Raw genomic sequence first — 18,014 nt, 5'->3', positions numbered from 1 at the left:
GCTTGAAGCAATCCAGTTCTGTCAGCCACGTCAACCAATGGCGTGAGCATCTGCATTATCGTCTCAAGGAGGTGGTGCTCATCGCACTGGCCGCCTTGTGCCTGTATCTGCTCATGGCTCTGCTGAGCTACGACCCCTCAGATCCGGGCTGGACCCACACCAGTCGCATCGATCAGGTCCATAACACTGCGGGCCGCGCCGGCGCCTGGCTGGCCGACGTGCTGTTCATGGCCCTCGGCTATTTCGCCTTTGTGTTTCCCGTACTGCTCGCCGTCAAGACCTGGCAGATCTTCCGCAAGCGGCATCTGCCCTGGGAATGGAGCGGCTGGCTGTTTTCCTGGCGGCTGACCGGCCTGGTGCTGCTGGTGATCTCGGGTTCGGTACTGGCCTATATCCATTTCCATGCGGCTTCGGCGCTGCCGGCGTCCGCCGGCGGCGCGCTGGGCGAGAGCCTCGGGCAGCTGTCGGTCGCCGCCCTCAATGTCCAGGGCAGCACGCTGCTGTTCCTCGCGCTGTTCCTGCTGGGGCTCACCGTCTTCACCGACCTGTCCTGGTTCAAGGTGATGGATTTCACCGGCAAGGTCGTGCTCGATCTGCTGGATCTGGTGCAGGGTGGTTTCAGCCGCCTGGCCGGCGGTCGCCGTCAGGCGCCGGAGCTGGACGTCTTCGACGAGCCGGTGTCATCGCCGGTGGCCCGCAAGAGCAAGGCGCGTGACGTGCCGGTTCCGGTCGCCGACGAAGACCTCGACGACCTGCTCGACATCGCGCCCCCGCCACGGGTCGAGCGCGCCGCGCCGCGCATCGAGATGCCGGCGCCCAGTCGCTTCGTCGCCGAGCCGGCGGAGTCCGCACCAGTTGCAGCCGCACCCGTCGCGGCGGCTGCCAGCGTGGCCATGCCCAGCCCGCCGCCGCGCAAGGCTGCGCCGGCGCCAGCCCCTGCGCCTTATGCGCCGGCAGCCGCCGTCACCCGTGTCGATGCGGACCTGGAGGGCACCCTGCCGCCGCTGTCGATCCTGGATCGCGCCGAGAAGAAACAGCAGAGCTACTCGCCGGAATTCCTCGAAAACATGTCGCGCCTGCTGGAGGTCAAACTCAAGGAGTTCGGCGTCGAGGTACTGGTCGAAAGCGTCCATCCCGGCCCGGTGATCACCCGCTTCGAGATTCAGCCGGCGGCCGGGGTCAAGGTCAGTCGCATCTCCAACCTGGCCAAGGACCTGGCGCGCTCCCTCGCCGTGTTCAGCGTCCGGGTGGTGGAAGTCATTCCCGGCAAGACCACCGTGGGTATCGAGATTCCCAACGAGGATCGCCAGATGGTGCGCTTCTCCGAGGTGCTCGAATCGCCCGAGTACGCCGCGGCCAAGTCGCCCGTCACCCTGGCCCTGGGTCACGACATCGGCGGCAAGCCGGTCATCACCGACCTGGCCAAGATGCCGCACCTGCTGGTCGCCGGTACCACCGGCTCCGGTAAGTCGGTGGGCGTGAACGCCATGCTGCTGTCGATCCTGTTCAAGTCCAGCCCGGAAGACGCGCGGCTGATCATGATCGATCCCAAGATGCTGGAACTCTCGATCTACGAGGGCATTCCGCACCTGCTCTGTCCGGTGGTCACCGACATGAAGGAGGCCGCCAACGCTCTGCGGTGGAGCGTGGCGGAGATGGAGCGGCGCTACAAGCTGATGGCGGCCATGGGCGTGCGTAACCTGGCCGGCTTCAACCGCAAGGTGAAGGACGCCGAGGAAGCGGGCACTCCGCTGACCGATCCGCTCTATCGTCGCGAGAGCATGGACGACGAGGCGCCGCTGCTGAAGACCCTGCCGACCATCGTGGTGGTGGTGGACGAATTCGCCGACATGATGATGATCGTCGGCAAGAAGGTCGAAGAGCTGATCGCGCGGATCGCGCAGAAGGCGCGAGCGGCCGGCATCCACCTGATCCTGGCCACCCAGCGTCCCTCGGTGGACGTCATCACCGGTCTGATCAAGGCCAACATCCCGACGCGGATGGCCTTCCAGGTGTCGAGCAAGATCGACTCCCGGACCATTCTCGACCAGGGCGGCGCCGAACAGCTGCTTGGTCACGGTGACATGCTCTATCTGCCGCCGGGTACCGGCCTGCCGATTCGCGTCCACGGCGCCTTCGTGTCCGACGACGAGGTCCATCGCGTGGTCGAGGCCTGGAAGGAGCGCGGCGCCCCCGACTACATCGAAGACATCCTCAGCGGCCCGGACGAGGGCGGCGGGGCAGGCTTCGAGGGGGGTGGTGGCGAAGGCGGCGAGAGCGACGAGGACGATCCCCTCTACGACGAAGCGGTGCGCTTCGTTACCGAGAGTCGCCGGGCTTCCATCTCCGCGGTCCAGCGCAAGCTCAAGATCGGTTACAACCGGGCGGCACGCATGATCGAAACCATGGAAATGGCCGGTGTCGTATCGCCCATGAACACCAACGGCTCGCGTGAGGTCACAGCGCCTGCTCCGGTGAGAGACTGACATCCATGAGGACCTCGATGCACAAGCTGCGTTGCTTCGCCCTGGCCGCCCTGGCCGCCGTAAGCTTTTCCGCCCATGCCGACCAGGCGTCGGTGGGTCGCCTGTCGCAATTGCTGGACAAGGCCCAGACCCTGACCGCGCGCTTCTCGCAACTGACCCTGGATGGCTCGGGTACCCGCCTGCAGGAAACCGCCGGCAACATGAGCCTCAAGCGTCCCGGGCTGTTCCGCTGGCATTCCGATGCCCCCCAGGAGCAGCTGCTGGTGTCCGATGGCAAGCAGGTATGGCTGTACGACCCGGACCTGGAGCAGGTCACCATTCGCAAGCTGGACCTGCGCCTGACCCAGACGCCGGCGCTGCTCCTGTCGGGCGACATCTCCAAGATCGAGAGCAGCTTCGACGTCACCAGCAAGGACGCCGGCAACGTCGTCGACTTCGTGCTCAAGCCCAAGACCAAGGACACCCTGTTCGACAGCCTGCGGCTGTCCTTCCGCAACGGCGTGATCAACGACATGCAGTTGATCGACGGTGCCGGTCAGCGAACCAACATCCTCTTCTTCAACGTCAAGCTCAACGAGCCGGTGGCCGCGTCCCAGTTCACCTTCCAGGTGCCCAAGGGAGCCGACGTCATCCAGGAGTGATCGCACCCCATGGATCTCTTCAGCACCGCACCCGTCGGGCAGCCCTTGGCTGCCCGCATGCGTCCCGAGACCCTCGATGAATACGCGGGTCAGCAGCACCTGCTGGCGCGGGGCAAGCCCCTGCGCGAGGCGCTGGAGCAGGGTGCGCTGCATTCGATGATCTTCTGGGGGCCGCCCGGGGTGGGCAAGACCACCCTGGCGCGGCTGCTGGCGCAGGTCTCCGATGCCCATTTCGAAACGCTGTCGGCGGTACTCTCCGGGGTCAAGGAGATCCGCCACGCGGTGGAGGTGGCCAAGCAGCAGGCTGCCCAGTATCGTCGCCGCACCATCCTCTTCGTCGACGAGGTGCATCGCTTCAACAAGTCGCAGCAGGACGCCTTTCTGCCCTATGTCGAGGACGGCACCCTGATCTTTATCGGGGCGACCACCGAGAATCCCTCCTTCGAGCTCAACAACGCGCTGCTCTCGCGAGCGCGGGTCTATGTGCTCAAGAGCCTGGACGACGAGGCCCTCGGCGGCCTGGCACGCCGCGCCCTGACCAGCGCCAAGGGCCTGGGCGAGCGCCAGCTGAGCCTGCCCGACGACGCCCTGGCGCTGCTGCTGGCCGCCGCCGATGGCGACGGTCGCCGACTGCTCAACCTGCTGGAGAACGCCGCGGACCTGGCCGAGGACGGTGGTGTTCTGGACGCCGAACTGTTCCAGAGTCTGCTGGGCGATCAGCGCCGGCGCTTCGACAAGGGGGGCGAGGCCTTCTACGACCAGATCTCCGCGCTGCACAAATCGGTGCGCGGCTCGAATCCCGATGGTGCCCTCTACTGGTTCGCGCGGATGATCGACGGTGGCTGCGATGCGCTGTACATCGCCCGGCGAGTGGTGCGCATGGCGAGCGAAGACATCGGCAACGCCGATCCGCGCGCCCTGAGCCTGTGCCTGGACGCCTGGGATGTCCAGGAGCGCCTGGGCAGTCCGGAAGGCGAGCTGGCCATCGCCCAGGCGATCGTCTATCTGGCCTGCGCGCCCAAGAGCAATGCCGTTTACCTGGGCTACAAGGCCGCCCTGGCCGATGTGCGCCAGAACGGCTCGCGCGAGGTGCCGCTGCACCTGCGCAACGCGCCGACCAAACTGATGAAGAATCTCGGCTACGGCGACGAATACCGCTATGCCCACGATGAGCCTGAGGCCTATGCCGCGGGCGAGGACTACTTTCCCGAAGAGCTCGAGCCGCGCCGCTACTATGAGCCGGTTCCCCGTGGGCTGGAGCTGAAGATCCGCGATAAACTGCAGCACCTGGCGGACCTCGACCGGTCCAGCCCGCGCCAGCGCCGGCGGCGTTCCTGACCCCCCGCCCGCGCCGTTGCCCCCATTCCTAAGCAAGAGAAACGGACATGCTTGATTCGAAACTGGTTCGCACCCAAACCGAGGAGGTGGCCGCGCGTCTGGCGACCCGTGGCTACGTCCTGGACGTCAGCCTGGTGGAGTCGCTGGAAGCTCGTCGCAAGGCCGTGCAGACCCGCACCGAGACCCTGCAGGCCGAGCGCAATGCCCGCTCCAAGGGGATCGGCCAGGCCAAGGCGCGCGGTGAAGACATCGCGCCGTTGCTGGCCGAGGTCGATCGCATGGGCAGCGAACTGGAAGAAGCCAAGCGTGAGCTGGATCTGGTCCAGGGCGAGCTGGATGCCCTGCTGCTGGGCCTGCCCAACCTGCCCGACGCCTCGGTGCCGGTCGGCAAGGACGAAGACGACAACGTCGAAGTCCGTCGCTGGGGCACGCCGCGTGAGTTCGACTTCGAGATCAAGGATCACGTCGCCTTGGGCGAGACCCACGGCTGGCTGGACTTCGAGACCGCCGCACGTTTCTCGGGCGCCCGCTTCGCCGTGATGCGTGGCCCCATCGCCCGCCTGCATCGGGCGCTGGCGCAGTTCATGCTCAACCTGCACACCGGCGAGCACGGCTACGAAGAGACCTATACGCCCTACCTGGTGCAGGCCGAAACCCTGCAGGGCACCGGTCAGCTGCCCAAGTTCGAGGAAGACCTGTTCAAGATCGGCCGCGAAGGCGAGAGCGATCTCTACCTGATCCCCACCGCCGAGGTCACCCTGACCAACCTGGTCGCCGGCCAGATCCTCGACGCCAAGCGTCTGCCGCTCAAGTTCACCGCCCATACCCCCTGCTTCCGCAGCGAAGCCGGGGCCTCGGGGCGCGACACCCGCGGCATGATCCGTCAGCACCAGTTCGACAAGGTGGAGATGGTCCATATCGTCGAGCCGAGCACCTCCTTCCAGGCCCTGGAAGAGCTGACCGGCCACGCCGAGACCGTACTGCAGCGCCTGGAACTGCCCTACCGGGTGCTGTCTCTGTGCACCGGCGACATGGGCTTCGGTGCCACCAAGACCTACGACCTGGAAGTCTGGGTGCCGAGCCAGGGCAAGTATCGCGAGATCTCGTCCTGCTCCAATTGCGGTGATTTCCAGGCGCGCCGCATGCAGGCCCGCTATCGCAACGCCGAGGGCAAGCCCGAGCTGGTGCATACCCTCAACGGCTCCGGCCTGGCCGTGGGTCGTACCCTGGTCGCAGTGCTGGAGAACTATCAGCAGGCCGATGGCAGCATCCGCGTTCCCGACGTCCTCAAGCCCTACATGGGTGGCCTCGAGGTCATCGGCTGATGGACTACCTGCCGCTCTTCCACAAGCTCGACGGCCGTCCGGTACTGGTGATCGGCGGGGGCGATATCGCCCTGCGCAAGAGCGTGCTGCTGGCCGAAGCCGGCGCCCTCATCACCCTGGTGGCGCCGGAGATCGAGCCTGAGGTGCGCGCCTTCGTCGAGGCGCGGGGCGGCAGTTGCCGGGTCGAGCGCTATGCGGCGGACCATCTCGCCGGACATTGCCTGGTGATCGCGGCCACCGACGATGACGAGGTCAACGAGAGGGTGTCCCACGACGCCCAGGCCCTGGGCCTGCCGGTCAACGCGGTGGATGCGCCGAAGCTGTGCACCGTGATCTTCCCGGCCATCGTCGATCGGTCGCCCCTGGTGATCGCCATCTCCAGCGGCGGTGACGCCCCGGTGCTGGCGCGCCTGGTGCGGGCCAAGCTGGAGAGCTGGATCCCGGCGACCTACGGGCAGCTGGCGCAACTGGCCCAGCGCTTTCGCGCCCGGGTGAAGACGCGCTTCGCCGATCTCCAGGCGCGGCGGATCTTCTGGGAAGAAGTGTTCCAAGGCGAGGTCGCGGAAAAGGTCTTTTCCGGCCAGCCCCAGGCGGCCGAACAGCTGCTGGAAGCCAAGCTGACCAGCGAGACCGCCACCTTTCGCGGCGAGGTCTATCTGGTCGGCGCCGGTCCCGGCGATCCGGATCTGCTGACCTTCCGCGCCCTGCGGCTGATGCAGCAGGCCGACGTAGTGCTCTACGACCGCCTGGTGGCCCCAACCATCCTCGACATGTGCCGGCGCGATGCCGATCGCATCTATGTCGGCAAGCGTCGCGCCGAGCATGCGGTGCCGCAGGATGATCTCAATCGCCTGCTGGTCAAGCTGGCCCGGGAGGGCAAGCGGGTCCTGCGATTGAAGGGAGGCGATCCCTTCATCTTCGGTCGCGGGGGCGAGGAAATCGAGGAGCTGGCGGCCGAAGGCATTCCCTTCCAGGTGGTGCCGGGCATCACCGCGGCCAGTGGCTGTGCGGCCTATGCCGGCATTCCCCTGACCCACAGGGACCATGCCCAGTCGGTGCGCTTCGTCACCGGCCATCTCAAGGACGGCTCGGCCGATCTGCCCTGGACCGATCTCGTGGCGCCGGGGCAGACCCTGGTGTTCTACATGGGCCTGGTGGGACTGCCCACCATCTGCGAGCAACTCATCGCCCATGGCAAGGATCCGGCAACGCCGGCGGCGTTAGTGCAACAGGGCACCACGCTCAATCAGCGGGTATTCACCGGTACCCTGCAGGATCTGCCGCAGCTGGTTGCCGAGCATGAGGTCCACGCGCCGACGCTGGTGATCGTCGGCGAAGTGGTGGCACTACGCGAGAAGCTGGCCTGGTTCGAAGGCGCCCAGACGACGGTCTGACACTCAGACCGCGCCCTGGATGCCGGCACTGCTCAGGGCCTCGCGGCCATGGGGCAGATCCAGCTCCAGGGCGGGCCCCTTGGGCACGATACCGGTCGGATTGATCTGCGCATGGCTGCCGTAGTAGTGGTGCTTGATGTGCTCGAAGTCCACGGTCTCGGCGATCCCCGGCCACTGATACAGCTCCCTCAGCCAGCCCTGTAGCGCCGGATAGTCCCGGATGCGCCGCAGATTGCATTTGAAGTGGCCGTGGTAAACGGCGTCGAAGCGAATCAGGGTGGTGAACAGGCGCCAATCGGCTTCCGTCAGCCATTCGCCGGTGAGATAGCGCTGGGTCTGCAGCAGCTTTTCCAGGTCGTCGAGGGTGGCGAAGACCTCGTCGAAGGCCTCTTCGTAGGCCTCCTGGGTGGTAGCGAAGCCAGCCCGGTAGACGCCGTTGTTGACCGTCGGATAGATGCGCTCGTTGAGGGCGTCGATGCGCCCGCGCAGGGCCTCCGGGTAGAGGTCCAGGCGATTGCCGGTCAGCTCGTCGAAGGCGCCGTTGAACATGCGGATGATCTCGGCGGATTCGTTGCTGACGATGCGCTCCTCCTGGCGATCCCAGAGCACCGGCACGGTAACTCGGCCGGTGTAGTCGGCCTGGTCGCGCTGATAGAGCTGGTAGAGACGCTCAAGGTGATAGAGGTCGTCACCATTGGAGCCCTTGGCCAGGTCGAAGGTCCAGCCTTCCTCGCGCATCAGCCAGCTGACCACCGAGACGCCGATCAGGTCCCTGAGGCCCTTGAGCTGGCGATAGATCAGGGTGCGGTGGGCCCAGGGACAGGCCAGGGACACATAGAGGTGGTAGCGCCCGGCTTCCGGGGCATAGCGCGAGGCGCCTTGCGGAATGGCTTGCTCGGGGCGGGCGATCCAGTCCCGACGCTGGGCCTCTTCCCGTTTGAAATGGCCATCCTTGCCATTGTCGTACCAGCGGTCCTGCCACTGCCCATCGACCAACAAGCCCATATCGTCATCCTCCGCTGCGTTGCGGTTAGGAACCCGGGGAGCCGCTCCGGGTTCCTGAGGCGACGTCAGAGCGTCCGGTCGCGCGCTTCCCAGCGTTGCTCGGCTTCGCGCTGGGCGCTGGCCTGGTCCTGGCCTAGGGCGCGCAGGGCCACGGCCAGGGTGGCGATGACCGCCAGGCGCCCATAGGGGTCTTCCGCTTCCCCGCGCCAGGTGGCGGCGAGCAGGGCCGGATCGAGGCGCTCCGGCTTGACCTGGCGACGCTCGGTCAGCGCCGGCCAGCTTTCGTCCCAGGCTTCGCCGCCACGGGTGCCGTAGAGGTGGGCGATGACATCGGGATTGCGCTCGACTTCACCGCCTTCGCCCTTGATGACGATGCTGTCATCACCCAGCAGACGACTGGCCTCGCGGTGCACCTCCTGGTAACCCGGATGGAAGATGCTCTGCAGGATGCAGCGCGCCTGGCTGGGGTTGAGCAGCCGGACCAGGGAGTGGATCGGCGAGCGCAGGCCGAGCTCGGCCTTGAGATCGATCATCCGCTGCAGGGCCGGCATCCAGGCGGCCAGCGGCAGGAAGGCCGGCTGACCGCGATCGAGCAGGGCGTCGACGTCCTGCCAGTCAGTGGCGGTCGGCATCCCCAGGTCGGCCAGGCACTGTTCGGTATAGAGCCGGCCCGCGGTGTGGGTACCACCGCCATGCATGACCACCCGCACGCCACTGCCGGCCAGGCATTTCACCGCCAGCAGGTACCAGGGCAGGTGACGCTTCTTGCCCGCGTAGGACGGCCAGTCGAGATCGACGGCGAAACCTGGCGGCTGCAGCCGCGCCCGAACGGCGCGGGTAAAGCCGGCCAGTTCCTCGGCGCTCTCTTCCTTGTGTCTGAGCAGCATGAGAAAGGCGCCGAGCTGGGCTTCGGTCACCTGGCCGTCGAGGATCAGGCCCATGGCCATTTCCGCCTCGGCCTCGGTCAGACTGCGGGCGCCGCGCTTGCCCTTTCCCAGGGCCCGGACATAGACGGCGAAGGGGTGTTCTTCGGGCGTGGTGAGGGTCATAGGCAATTATCCGGTTTCGGCAGGCCGGCCAGTTTGGCGCCGAGCTTGGCCGGCGCGCCCTTGAACAGCAGGTTGAGCTGCAGACTGGTGCCCAGATCCGGGCCCAGCGTCTGGGCAATGTACTTGATCAGCGGCCGGTTGGCTGGTGAAAGCTGGAATTGCGCGTAGAAGTCACGCAGCGCCTGCAGCACCTGCCAGTGGCGCTCGGTCAGCTCGATGCCTTCCTTGAGTGCCAGTTGCTGGGCTACTTCGGGACTCCACTGGGAGAGGTCGCGCAGATAGCCTTCGGGGTCGAGGTCGAGAGGCATGGCTAGGTCCAGCTGATGACCTTGGCGCAGCTCACGCTCAGGTCGACGAAGGTGGGGTAGTCGATCAGGGGCACGGCCCGCTCGGGTTGCAGGCGACGCGCCTGGACGTCTTCCGCCAGGGCATAGAGGGCCGTCTCGGCCGGGAGTTGCGTCAACAACTCCGCCGCCGCGCTGCCAGGGCGCAGGGCCTCGACGGCAGCGCCGGTGAGCAGAACGGTGTCCTCGCCGCGGACCCAGCTCAGGCCGTCCAGGGCGCCGGCGTCCAGCAGCGGCGAGCGGGAAAACAGGTGCAGGGTAGTCAAATGGAAATCACCTGGTCATGGTCGTGGATCAGCGCCATCAGCCCCTCGGGCTCCAGCGGAGTCACCCAGGCGGGCAACTGCTCCGGCGTGATGCCCAGGCGGTGTAGGGCGGCGGCTTCAGCGTAGATGGCCTCGACACCGAACAGCGGCAGCGCAGAGAGGTTGGCGCTCAGGTCCTTCTGCTCGAGGGCCGCGCTGTCGGCCGCCAGCAGCTGGGTCACGCCAGGACCCGCGAACAGCAGCGCCAGGGGCAATTCGAAGGCACCACCGGCCAGTACGATATCCAGCGCCTCGCGCGGACCGGGGCCGCTCAGGGCCGGTTGGCGGGAGATGACGAGAGTACTCCTGGCCATGCTAGTCGCCTCCAAAGCAGAGCAGGCGATCGGCGTCCTGCACCGCCTCGTGCAACTGGCCCAGGCCGGACAGCTGCCAGGGCGCCCGCACGTTCACCGCGCCCTCACGTTCGTAGCGCCGCGCCTCGTTCTCGTCCAGCAGCCCGCGCTTGAGGGCGGCGGCGATGCACACCACGGCGTCGATCTGGTGGCGTTCGATCAGCTCGCGCCAACGGGCGGGCAGATCGGATTCGTCCTGGCCACTCACGAGGGCGTGAGAGGCGTTATGGACGCCGTCGCGGTAAAGAAAGAGGCGCGACAGCTCGTGACCCCCGGCCAGCAGCGCCTCGCAGAAGCGCAGGGCCCGACGCGCCGAAGGCGCCTGGGGTGGAGAAAGGACAACGATGGCAAATTTCATGGATGTAAAAAGGCCCGCCGAAGCGGGCCTCTTGGGCTACCGCTGGTGATCAATCGTTGTTGCTGGCGAATCCGAAGATCTGCAGCAAGCTGATAAACATATTGTAGATCGAGACGTATAGGGTGATGGTAGCCATGATGTAGTTGTCTTCACCACCGTGCACGATGGCGCTGGTCTGGAACAGGATGGCCGCGGCGGCGAACAGCACGAAGCCCGCGCTGATGGCCAGTTGCAGGCCGCTGATCTGGACGAAGAAGGACAGCACCACGGCGCCCAGCAGGATCCAGAAGCCCGCCATCAGAAAGCCACTGAGGAAGCTCATGTCCTTGCGGCTGATCAGGGCGTAGGCCGACAGGCCGAAGAAGGCCAGGGCGGTCATGCCGGCAGCGGAGGCGATCACGCTGCCACCGTTGGGCAGGCCCAGGTACATGTTCAGGATCGGGCCCAGGGTGTAGCCCATGAAGCCGGTGAGGGCGAAGGTACTGACCAGACCCCAGCCGCTGTCGCGGGTCTTCACGGTCAGGAAGAACAGGCCATAGAAGCCGATCAGGACCACGAAGATGTTGGGGTAGGGCAGCCGCATCTGCTGCGAGACGAAGGCGACCAGGCCGCTGAACGCCAGAGTCATGGCCAGCAGGGCATAGGTGTTGCGCAATACACGGCTGACGTCCCGCGGTTGCGCGATAGCAGGGTTGTAGGCGTATTGACGCTCGTTCATGGTGTACTCCAAAGCTAAATTAACGGTGTGATGTACCGTACGACCCCGAAGATAGCAAATGTTGCTTAAGGATCGCTTGCGACTGTTTGACAGTGTGTTGCCATCAGGTACTATGCGCCCCTCTTACGGAAGTGTGGCCGAGTGGTTTAAGGCAGCGGTCTTGAAAACCGCCGACTCGCAAGGGTCCCAGAGTTCGAATCTCTGCGCTTCCGCCATCTGCGAAGCCCCGTTCTTACGGGGCTTTTTGCTGTCTGCAGGGTCGAATTTCAAGAGCGCTCGGGCGAGAAAAAAGAGGAGTTCCGAAGTTCTTTCGGAACAGCGCCGATGCCTGACCTTCTATAGCCCTGGACTTGATGAGGGTGAGCATCGCGGCAACCCTGGCCCCCGAACGAGAGCCAGGGCTGAGCTGAGTGCGATCGTGGGGAACTGCCTTTTGAGATGAGCAGGCAGAACGGCCTGAGTCAGGACGTGCGAAGCATCGCCAAACTATCGGTCATCCGCTGAAGCTGACGACCCTGGTCACGCGCCATCGTCAGCAGGCCACCATGGCCACCACGAAGATAGTTGCCAACCCGATACACATGGCACCCAGGGTGAGCGCCAGTAGGCCCTGATCGCTGGCCAGCGATCGTGGACGAATGAGTGCAGATTTGAGCGGGACGCTATTTAGCCGGCCGTGGGGCCTCGACTCGAAGAGCGTCACTGTCCTTGTCAATTGATAGCGCAACTGAAATATCCTTTTCAGTTTCGGTACTGGGCTGCGGTACCCAGCTATTGGCCGCGATTGTGGCTTCAGCGAAGCTCAACAGCAAGACCATTGCTGCTACGCAGGTTCCTATGGCAATCGCATTGATTACCTTCTGTTCTTTCACAGGCGCATTCATGTTGCTTGCCTAGCCCGGGTCCACGTCGAATGAGGTGGTCTGACAACCGCAGGCGGTAGAAGTGCGGAGGCATTAGGTTTTCACGATCAACCCTGGCTCCCGTCACCGCGGTAAGGCGTCGCTATTCAGCGCGATACCGCGATCCACAGCTGAGCGTTGCGCTCAGCTCAGTTGAATACCGGTTTCGCCCGCTATCCTGTCTGACGACTTTGTACTCCGGTCTTCCTGCTCCCACATGCCACCGCCGCCGATGACTGCAACTCGGCTGAAACCCCTCGTGCGCCTCGGTGCTCGTAACGATGGCGGTGCGATACGCTCCGCTGCGGATCCAGTTCCAGTATCGGGACATGGAAAAAGCCCGCGCGAAGCGGGCTTTTTCCAGACCGAGGAGCAGCGTCCCAGTCAGGGCGTGTTGCCCTTGGCCAGGGCGGCAGCGATGGCCGGTGCGTCGATGGCGTTGGTCAGGACCTGGGTGCCCGAAAGGATGACGTTGTTGGTCGGGCCGCTGCCTTTGATCTCGTCGCTGGCGAGCAGCTTGCCCTGGTCGTCGAGGACCTGGGTGATGACGTCATAGTCGAAGCGGACGCGCATGTAGGCGTCGGATTTCCACTCCCGCAGTTTCAGCACCAGCAGCTTCTGGCCCTGGGGCGCGCGGTCGCTGGCCTGGCTGGGCATGGCGGTGATGGCGGCGCGGGCCAGGGCCTTTTGCACGGCGTCCTGCAGGTCGGCGGAGAGGGGGCTACCGCTGTAGGTGCGGACGCTCCAGGGGTTGTAGTAGAGACCGCGGATGTTGCCGACGTAGGTGGCGTCCTTGTTCTGGGCGACCACATAGGGGCGCTCATCGAGTACCGCGACGGCGACCGGCTTGTCGGCCTTGACGGTGAGTTGCGGGGCGGTCTGGCGGTAGTCGATCTTCTGGCCGATGGCGCAACCGGCCAGTTGCAGCGCAGCGAAGGTGATGAACAAGAGATGGGACGGCTTCATGCGAAACTCCTTTTTCGAGAGGCGCGCAGTCTAGGCCATCAGCTCCGTCATGCCAAAATAATGTGATGCAGGTCACTAAATATCTGGATGGCCACGAGTCGATTGCCGGGCTCCGCAGCCGGGTGGATGCGCCTGGCACGCTTATCAGTGGGGTAGGCAGGCCAGGGGATTACCTGCCTTTCAGTGGCGGGGACTCACGCAGCCTCAAGGGAAGGCACAGCGCTCAATGATAAGACAGTCCCCAGGCTCTGCCCCGACCCGGGCGGGCTACAGCGTCTTCTTATATTCCTTGTCCACCTTCTTGTCTTCGCGGTGGCGTTCCTTGTCCAGATGGGTATCGGTGCGGTCGGCTTCGTCGGCGGCATGGGCCGCGCCCTTGTCGATTTCCTTGCGGTCGTGGCGGGCGTCCTTGCTCACGTCACGACCGTCCTGGCGGATGCTCTTTTCCACCGGGCTTTCGGCCAGTGCGACGCCCGTGCCGAGGACGCTCAGCAGAACGGTCATGGCTGCTGCGGTAAGGCGGGATTTCATCGAGAAGCGCTCCTGAATCGAGAGAGAGGGAGTGGCCGTCCAGAGCGACCGCTTCGTTTGCAGTAAAGCGGTAAAGCGGCCGTTTTGAAAGGAAAGCTGCAGAGACGCCCTGTTCAAGCGGGCGAGCTGGAGGCCCAGGCGGACGCATCGTGCGGATGCAGACTCTCCAAATGGCGCACCTGGAGGCTCACGTCCCGGTAGCTGTCACGCAGGGCGACCAGCAGGCGGCGGGCGGCGTCCTCGACGAACATCAGGTTGCTGCCATTTAGCGCGGCGAAGGCCTGTTCGTCGGCGCGCTTGACGGCGGTCTGCACCGGCGTGCCCAGGGCCTGTTCGCACTGGTCGATCAGGGGCAGCAAGCCGAAGTCGACTGCCCCGGCCAGCAGGCTGATCCGTACCCGGGCCAGGCTGCGCTGGCTGTGCGGGGTGGCCAGGGAGGCGTGACGGCTCAGCCAGTGGGCGACGGTGGCGGGATCGAGCTGCGTGGTGGTCCCGTGTTCGGCCAGAAAGGCCCGTTCGATCAGTTGCCGGGACAGGGCGGCGGAGCAGGGACAGGTGGAGGCGTAAAGGATCTCGACGCGCGCGCTGAGCTTGAAAGCGCCGGCTACCCAGCTGGCTTCCAGGCGTACGGGATAGCGTTTCCAGCCACTTAGCTCGGCGGTCACCAGGGCGGGGCGGCGGATCAGCAGGGCGAAGTCCAGCCGCAGGCGGGCGGCGCGGGAATCGCAGCTGCGGTGGCTGGCGACCATGTCGCTCAGCAGCAGACGCAGGCGCTCTGGCGTCAGGAGAGCTTCGCCGCCCAGGCGATCCAGCAGTTGATAGAGGCGGGACATATGGATGCCCTTGGCGGTGGCCGCGGGCAGGTCGACCTGAACGTCGGCGCTGGCGGGCAGCAGGCCGTCGAGTTCGCCCTGGCCGAGGCGGATCGGCAGGTCGATGCCCTGCATGCCGACCCAGTCGAGGGCGGCGGGCAGGGTGGCGGTCTCGCTGAGGGAGACATCGGGCAGGATGGCATTCATGGGCAGGGCTCGACTCAGTGGGGATCGACGGCCTGGGGCCAGTCGTTGAAGGGGTTGTGCAGGCGCGTCCAGGCCGCGGGGCCGGTGGCGAGTTCGCTGTCGGTCAGCAGGCAGGCATCCAGGCGGGCGCGCAGGGCGGCTTCGTCCATGTCCATGCCGATGAGCACCAGTTCCTGACGAGCATCGCCGACATCGGCGTGCCATCTCTCCTTGATGAGCGCGACGGTTTCTTCATCCTCCGGCCACTGCTCGGGGGGTACCGCGGCCCACCAGCGCCCGGCCACGCCATGGCGGGCCACGGCGCCGGCCTGGGACCAGGTGCCGGCATGGGCGGGATGGCTGGCCAGCCAGAAGTAGCCCTTGGAGCGGATCACGCCAGGCCATTCCCCCTCGACCAGGGCGAAGAAGCGCTCGGGATGGAAGGGGCGGCGGGCCTGATAGACAAAGCTCGAGATGCCGTATTCCTCGGTCTCGGGGGTATGTTCGCCGCGCAGCTCCTGCAGCCAGCCCGGCGCCTGGGCGGCTTTGTCGAAGTCGAACAGGCCGGTCCGCAGCACCCGTTCCAGGGGGACGGCGCCAAAGCTGGCCAGCTCAAGCCGCGCGCGAGGATTGAGGCTGCGCAGGATGGCCAACAGGCGATCACGTTCCGCCGGCTCGACCAGATCCAGCTTGTTCACCACTAGGACGTCACAGAATTCGATCTGCTCGATCAGCAGGTCGACTACGGTGCGCTCGTCTTCCTCGCCGAGGGATTCGCCGCGGGATTCCAGCAGATCGCTGGAGGCGTAGTCGCGCAGGAAGTTGAAGGCATCCACCACGGTGACCAGGGTGTCGAGCTGGGCGACGTCGCCCAGGCAGCGCCCGTCTTCGCCCGCGAAGGTGAAGGTTTCGGCCACGGGCAGGGGCTCGGAGATCCCGGTGGATTCGATGACCAGCTGATCGAAGCGGCCATCGCGGGCGAGGCGTTCGACTTCCAGCAGCAGGTCTTCGCGCAGGGTGCAGCAGATGCAGCCGTTGCTCATCTCCACCAGCTTTTCCTCGGTGCGCGACAGCTCGGCGCCGCCGTCGCGGACCAGGGCGGCGTCGATGTTGACCTCGGACATGTCGTTGACGATGACCGCCACCCGCCGGCCTTCGCGGTTGTTGAGAATATGGTTGAGCAGGGTGGTCTTGCCGGCGCCGAAAAAGCCGGAGAGCACGGTGACAGGGAGTTTCTGGCTGGGGAAGCTGGCTGGGGTCGTCATGGTCATCACGGCTAGGGTAGGTCGTAGGGCGGGCGCGTCCCTGTAGGGGATGCTCCAGAACTTTATAACACGTTATAACATAACAGTTAGTGCGGGTTAAGAACGGACCTGTTCCCTGCACGACGTCTTCTTCAGCTAACCGGGTGGGTGACTCGAGCCGCCCGCCATTGATCCAGGCGGACTGCCCTCGGTCACAGGCGCCAACTAGACGTGCTGACCGCCGTTGATATGGATCTCGGCACCGTTGATGTAGCAGGAGCGTTCGCTGCAGAGGAAGTAGATGGTCTCGGCCACTTCGTCGGGGGTACCCAGGCGCTTGAGCGGGACCTCGGCTTCCACCAGGCCATCGGTACCGGGCGAGAGGATGGAAGTGGCGATCTCGCCCGGTGCTATGGCGTTGGCGCGGATGCCACGGGGACCGAATTCATGGGCCAGTTCCCGGGTCAGCGCGGCCAGGCCTGCCTTGGAGGCGGCATAGGCCACTCCGGCGAAGGGATGCACCCGCGAACCGGCGATGGAGGTGACGTTTACGATGCTGCCTCGAGCGGCTTCAAGCTCCGGCAGCAGGGCGCGGGCCAGCAGGGCGGTGGAAACCAGATTGACGTTGAGGACGTGGGTCCAGGTCTCGGCATCCGACGCGGCTACCCCGAGGCGACCGCCATCCGGCCCCTTGGGCGAGATGCCGGCATTGTTGACCAGGGCATCCAGCTTGCCGCTGGGCAGCCGCTCGCGGACGGTGGCGACCAGGCGATCGATCTGGGTGAGGTCGGCGAGATCGGCCTGGATGTGCGCGTCGCGGGCTTCCGGCCAGGCGCATTCTTCGGAGAACGGCTGGCGGGAGACGGTGAGCAGACGCCAGCCCAGGCTGCGGAACAGCTTGACCGTGGCGTGACCGATTCCGCGACTGGCACCGGTGAGCAGCATGGTGCGCTGGGTCATGGGCGACCCCGGCTGGCAGAGGGGCGGACGAGGGGCGACAGGACGGGCATGGTGGGTGACTCCGGCGTCTGGCAGGCCGGTTCACTATGCCCAAGCAGGACAGGTGGGGCAATCGATGGTCCTGTCCTCACCGGCGGACCGATGAGGACAGGGTGCCTTCAGGCTTCTTCGAGGGCGCGCGGGCGGGCACTGCGCTGCTCGGCGGTGGGTTCTTCGGCGGGCTGCAATTCGAAGTCGAAGTCGATTTCGGCGAACTGGCTGCCGTCGAGGCCACGGGCGCGGGCGGCGTTGGCGTCGTCGTGGAAGTGGATGTCGGCGATGAGTTCGTCGCGGGTGGCGTAGGCGAAGTCATCGTGCAGGTACTTGTCGCCGGCCAGGTTGATCTGGGTGGTCAGGTGGCGATGGCCGGGAGCGGAGATGAAAAAGTGGATGTGGGCCGGGCGCTGGCCATGGCGGCCGAGGCCGTCGAGCAGGCGCTGGGTGGGGCCGTCCGGCGGGCAACCGTAGCCGGAGGGCACGATGCTGCGGAAGGCGTAGCGGCCCTCGGCGTCGGTGCGGATGCGTCGGCGCAGGTTGAATTCGGACTGCGCCGGATCGAAGTAGGAATAGGTGCCGCCGGTGTTGGCGTGCCAGACGTCCACCAGGGCGCCGGCCAGCGGGCGACCCTCGGTGCCGCGCACCTGGCCGGTCATGAACAGCGGCACGCCGGCGTCCTGGCCATCATCGAGCCGGGCTTCGCCTTCGCACAGAGGGGCACCGGCCACATAGAGCGGGCCTTCGATGGTGCGCGGGGTGCCACCGGTGCGGCCGGCCTGTTCGTCCTGGGCATCCAGCAGCAGATCCAGATAGTGCTCCAGGCCGAGGCCGGCGACCAGCAGTCCGGCTTCCTGGCGCGCGCCCAGGTCGTTGAAGTAGCTCACCGCCTGCCAGAATTCCTCGGGCGTCACCTCCAGGTCCTCGATCATGCGGATGCTGTCGGTGAGGATACGGTGCACGATGGTCTTGAGGCGCGGATTGCCGGCGTCCTGCTCGAAGCCGCTGGCGACTTCAAAGAACTTCTGCACATCGGCGGTCTGGGAAAGGGCTAGGGTCATGGA

At 65.7% G+C, this 18,014-nt stretch carries 18 protein-coding genes and 1 tRNA gene; 6 read left to right on the top strand and 13 right to left on the bottom strand.

The window, feature by feature from the left end; translation table 11 throughout:
• Nucleotides 1-2 precede the first annotated feature (2 nt).
• The 5 genes from PSEK12I1_RS0107500 to cysG are packed head-to-tail and all read left to right on the top strand — an operon-like array spanning nt 3 to nt 7,184.
• Nucleotides 3-2,486, top strand: a complete 2,484-nt coding sequence (locus tag PSEK12I1_RS0107500) for a DNA translocase FtsK (RefSeq protein ID WP_027601147.1) — start codon at nt 3-5, stop codon at nt 2,484-2,486.
• Nucleotides 2,487-2,503: 17 nt separating this feature from the next.
• A complete protein-coding gene (gene lolA / locus PSEK12I1_RS0107495) occupies nt 2,504-3,127 on the top strand; it encodes an outer membrane lipoprotein chaperone LolA (protein WP_007162303.1) in 624 nt (207 codons plus the stop codon).
• 9 nt (nt 3,128-3,136) lie between these two features.
• A complete protein-coding gene (locus PSEK12I1_RS0107490; protein ID WP_027601146.1) occupies nt 3,137-4,465 on the top strand; it encodes a replication-associated recombination protein A in 1,329 nt (442 codons plus the stop codon).
• Between the two features lie 47 nt (nt 4,466-4,512).
• The gene (gene serS / locus PSEK12I1_RS0107485) at nt 4,513-5,790 is read left to right on the top strand and encodes a serine--tRNA ligase (RefSeq protein WP_027597797.1); all 1,278 of its coding nucleotides are present in this window, start codon (nt 4,513-4,515) and stop codon (nt 5,788-5,790) included.
• Nucleotides 5,790-7,184 carry a siroheme synthase CysG gene (gene cysG, locus PSEK12I1_RS0107480; protein WP_007162306.1) on the top strand — a complete coding sequence of 465 codons (1,395 nt, stop codon included), beginning with the start codon at nt 5,790-5,792 and terminating at the stop codon, nt 7,182-7,184. The genes serS and cysG overlap by 1 nt, the downstream gene beginning before the upstream one ends.
• 3 nt (nt 7,185-7,187) lie before the next feature.
• On the opposite strand, the gene PSEK12I1_RS0107475 is transcribed toward cysG, so the two are convergent.
• The 7 genes from PSEK12I1_RS0107475 to PSEK12I1_RS0107445 form a co-directional block, all read right to left on the bottom strand.
• Nucleotides 7,188-8,189 carry a glutathione S-transferase family protein gene (locus PSEK12I1_RS0107475; RefSeq protein ID WP_027601145.1) on the bottom strand — a complete coding sequence of 334 codons (1,002 nt, stop codon included), beginning with the start codon at nt 8,187-8,189 and terminating at the stop codon, nt 7,188-7,190.
• Nucleotides 8,190-8,254: 65 nt separating this feature from the next.
• On the bottom strand, nt 8,255-9,238 hold the full coding sequence (locus PSEK12I1_RS0107470) for a glycosyl transferase family protein (protein ID WP_027601144.1): 984 nt from the start codon (nt 9,236-9,238) through the stop codon (nt 8,255-8,257).
• Nucleotides 9,235-9,546: a TusE/DsrC/DsvC family sulfur relay protein gene (locus PSEK12I1_RS0107465; RefSeq protein ID WP_007162309.1), complete on the bottom strand. Its 312-nt coding sequence runs from the start codon at nt 9,544-9,546 to the stop codon at nt 9,235-9,237. Before PSEK12I1_RS0107465 ends, PSEK12I1_RS0107470 begins: the two co-directional genes overlap by 4 nt.
• A 2-nt stretch (nt 9,547-9,548) precedes the next feature.
• Nucleotides 9,549-9,848: a sulfurtransferase complex subunit TusB gene (gene tusB / locus PSEK12I1_RS0107460; protein WP_007162310.1), complete on the bottom strand. Its 300-nt coding sequence runs from the start codon at nt 9,846-9,848 to the stop codon at nt 9,549-9,551.
• On the bottom strand, nt 9,845-10,201 hold the full coding sequence (gene tusC, locus PSEK12I1_RS0107455) for a sulfurtransferase complex subunit TusC (protein WP_027601143.1): 357 nt from the start codon (nt 10,199-10,201) through the stop codon (nt 9,845-9,847). Before tusC ends, tusB begins: the two co-directional genes overlap by 4 nt.
• 1 nt (nt 10,202) lies before the next feature.
• On the bottom strand, nt 10,203-10,598 hold the full coding sequence (tusD, locus tag PSEK12I1_RS0107450; protein ID WP_007162312.1) for a sulfurtransferase complex subunit TusD: 396 nt from the start codon (nt 10,596-10,598) through the stop codon (nt 10,203-10,205).
• Nucleotides 10,599-10,647: 49 nt separating this feature from the next.
• The gene (locus PSEK12I1_RS0107445) at nt 10,648-11,316 is read right to left on the bottom strand and encodes a Bax inhibitor-1/YccA family protein (protein ID WP_007162313.1); all 669 of its coding nucleotides are present in this window, start codon (nt 11,314-11,316) and stop codon (nt 10,648-10,650) included.
• Nucleotides 11,317-11,443: 127 nt separating this feature from the next.
• Between PSEK12I1_RS0107445 and PSEK12I1_RS0107440 the strand changes: the two genes are divergently transcribed.
• A tRNA-Ser gene (locus tag PSEK12I1_RS0107440) sits at nt 11,444-11,531 on the top strand.
• Nucleotides 11,532-12,602: 1,071 nt separating this feature from the next.
• On the opposite strand, the gene PSEK12I1_RS0107430 is transcribed toward PSEK12I1_RS0107440, so the two are convergent.
• The 6 genes from PSEK12I1_RS0107430 to catA all read right to left on the bottom strand — a co-directional run bounded on the left by PSEK12I1_RS0107430 (nt 12,603) and on the right by catA (nt 18,011).
• The gene (locus PSEK12I1_RS0107430) at nt 12,603-13,184 is read right to left on the bottom strand and encodes a hypothetical protein (RefSeq protein WP_027601141.1); all 582 of its coding nucleotides are present in this window, start codon (nt 13,182-13,184) and stop codon (nt 12,603-12,605) included.
• Nucleotides 13,185-13,451: 267 nt separating this feature from the next.
• The gene (locus PSEK12I1_RS0107425) at nt 13,452-13,715 is read right to left on the bottom strand and encodes a hypothetical protein (protein ID WP_027601140.1); all 264 of its coding nucleotides are present in this window, start codon (nt 13,713-13,715) and stop codon (nt 13,452-13,454) included.
• 113 nt (nt 13,716-13,828) lie between these two features.
• Nucleotides 13,829-14,734, bottom strand: a complete 906-nt coding sequence (folE2, locus tag PSEK12I1_RS0107420) for a GTP cyclohydrolase FolE2 (RefSeq protein WP_027601139.1) — start codon at nt 14,732-14,734, stop codon at nt 13,829-13,831.
• A 14-nt stretch (nt 14,735-14,748) separates the two neighbouring features.
• Nucleotides 14,749-15,984 (bottom strand): zinc metallochaperone GTPase ZigA, encoded by a 1,236-nt coding sequence (zigA, locus tag PSEK12I1_RS0107415; RefSeq protein WP_027601138.1) that lies wholly within the window; start codon nt 15,982-15,984, stop codon nt 14,749-14,751.
• Between the two features lie 198 nt (nt 15,985-16,182).
• Nucleotides 16,183-16,917 (bottom strand): SDR family NAD(P)-dependent oxidoreductase, encoded by a 735-nt coding sequence (locus tag PSEK12I1_RS0107410; RefSeq protein ID WP_007162330.1) that lies wholly within the window; start codon nt 16,915-16,917, stop codon nt 16,183-16,185.
• 158 nt (nt 16,918-17,075) lie between these two features.
• Entirely contained in the window at nt 17,076-18,011 is a 936-nt protein-coding gene (gene catA / locus PSEK12I1_RS0107405; protein WP_027601137.1) for a catechol 1,2-dioxygenase, read from the bottom strand.
• Nucleotides 18,012-18,014 lie beyond the last annotated feature (3 nt).

Origin of the sequence: Pseudomonas sp. MOIL14HWK12:I1 (assembly GCF_000510705.1) — a bacterium.
GTDB lineage: Bacteria > Pseudomonadota > Gammaproteobacteria > Pseudomonadales > Pseudomonadaceae > Chryseomonas > Chryseomonas oryzihabitans.
This window is presented reverse-complemented; position numbering and strand designations above follow the sequence as displayed.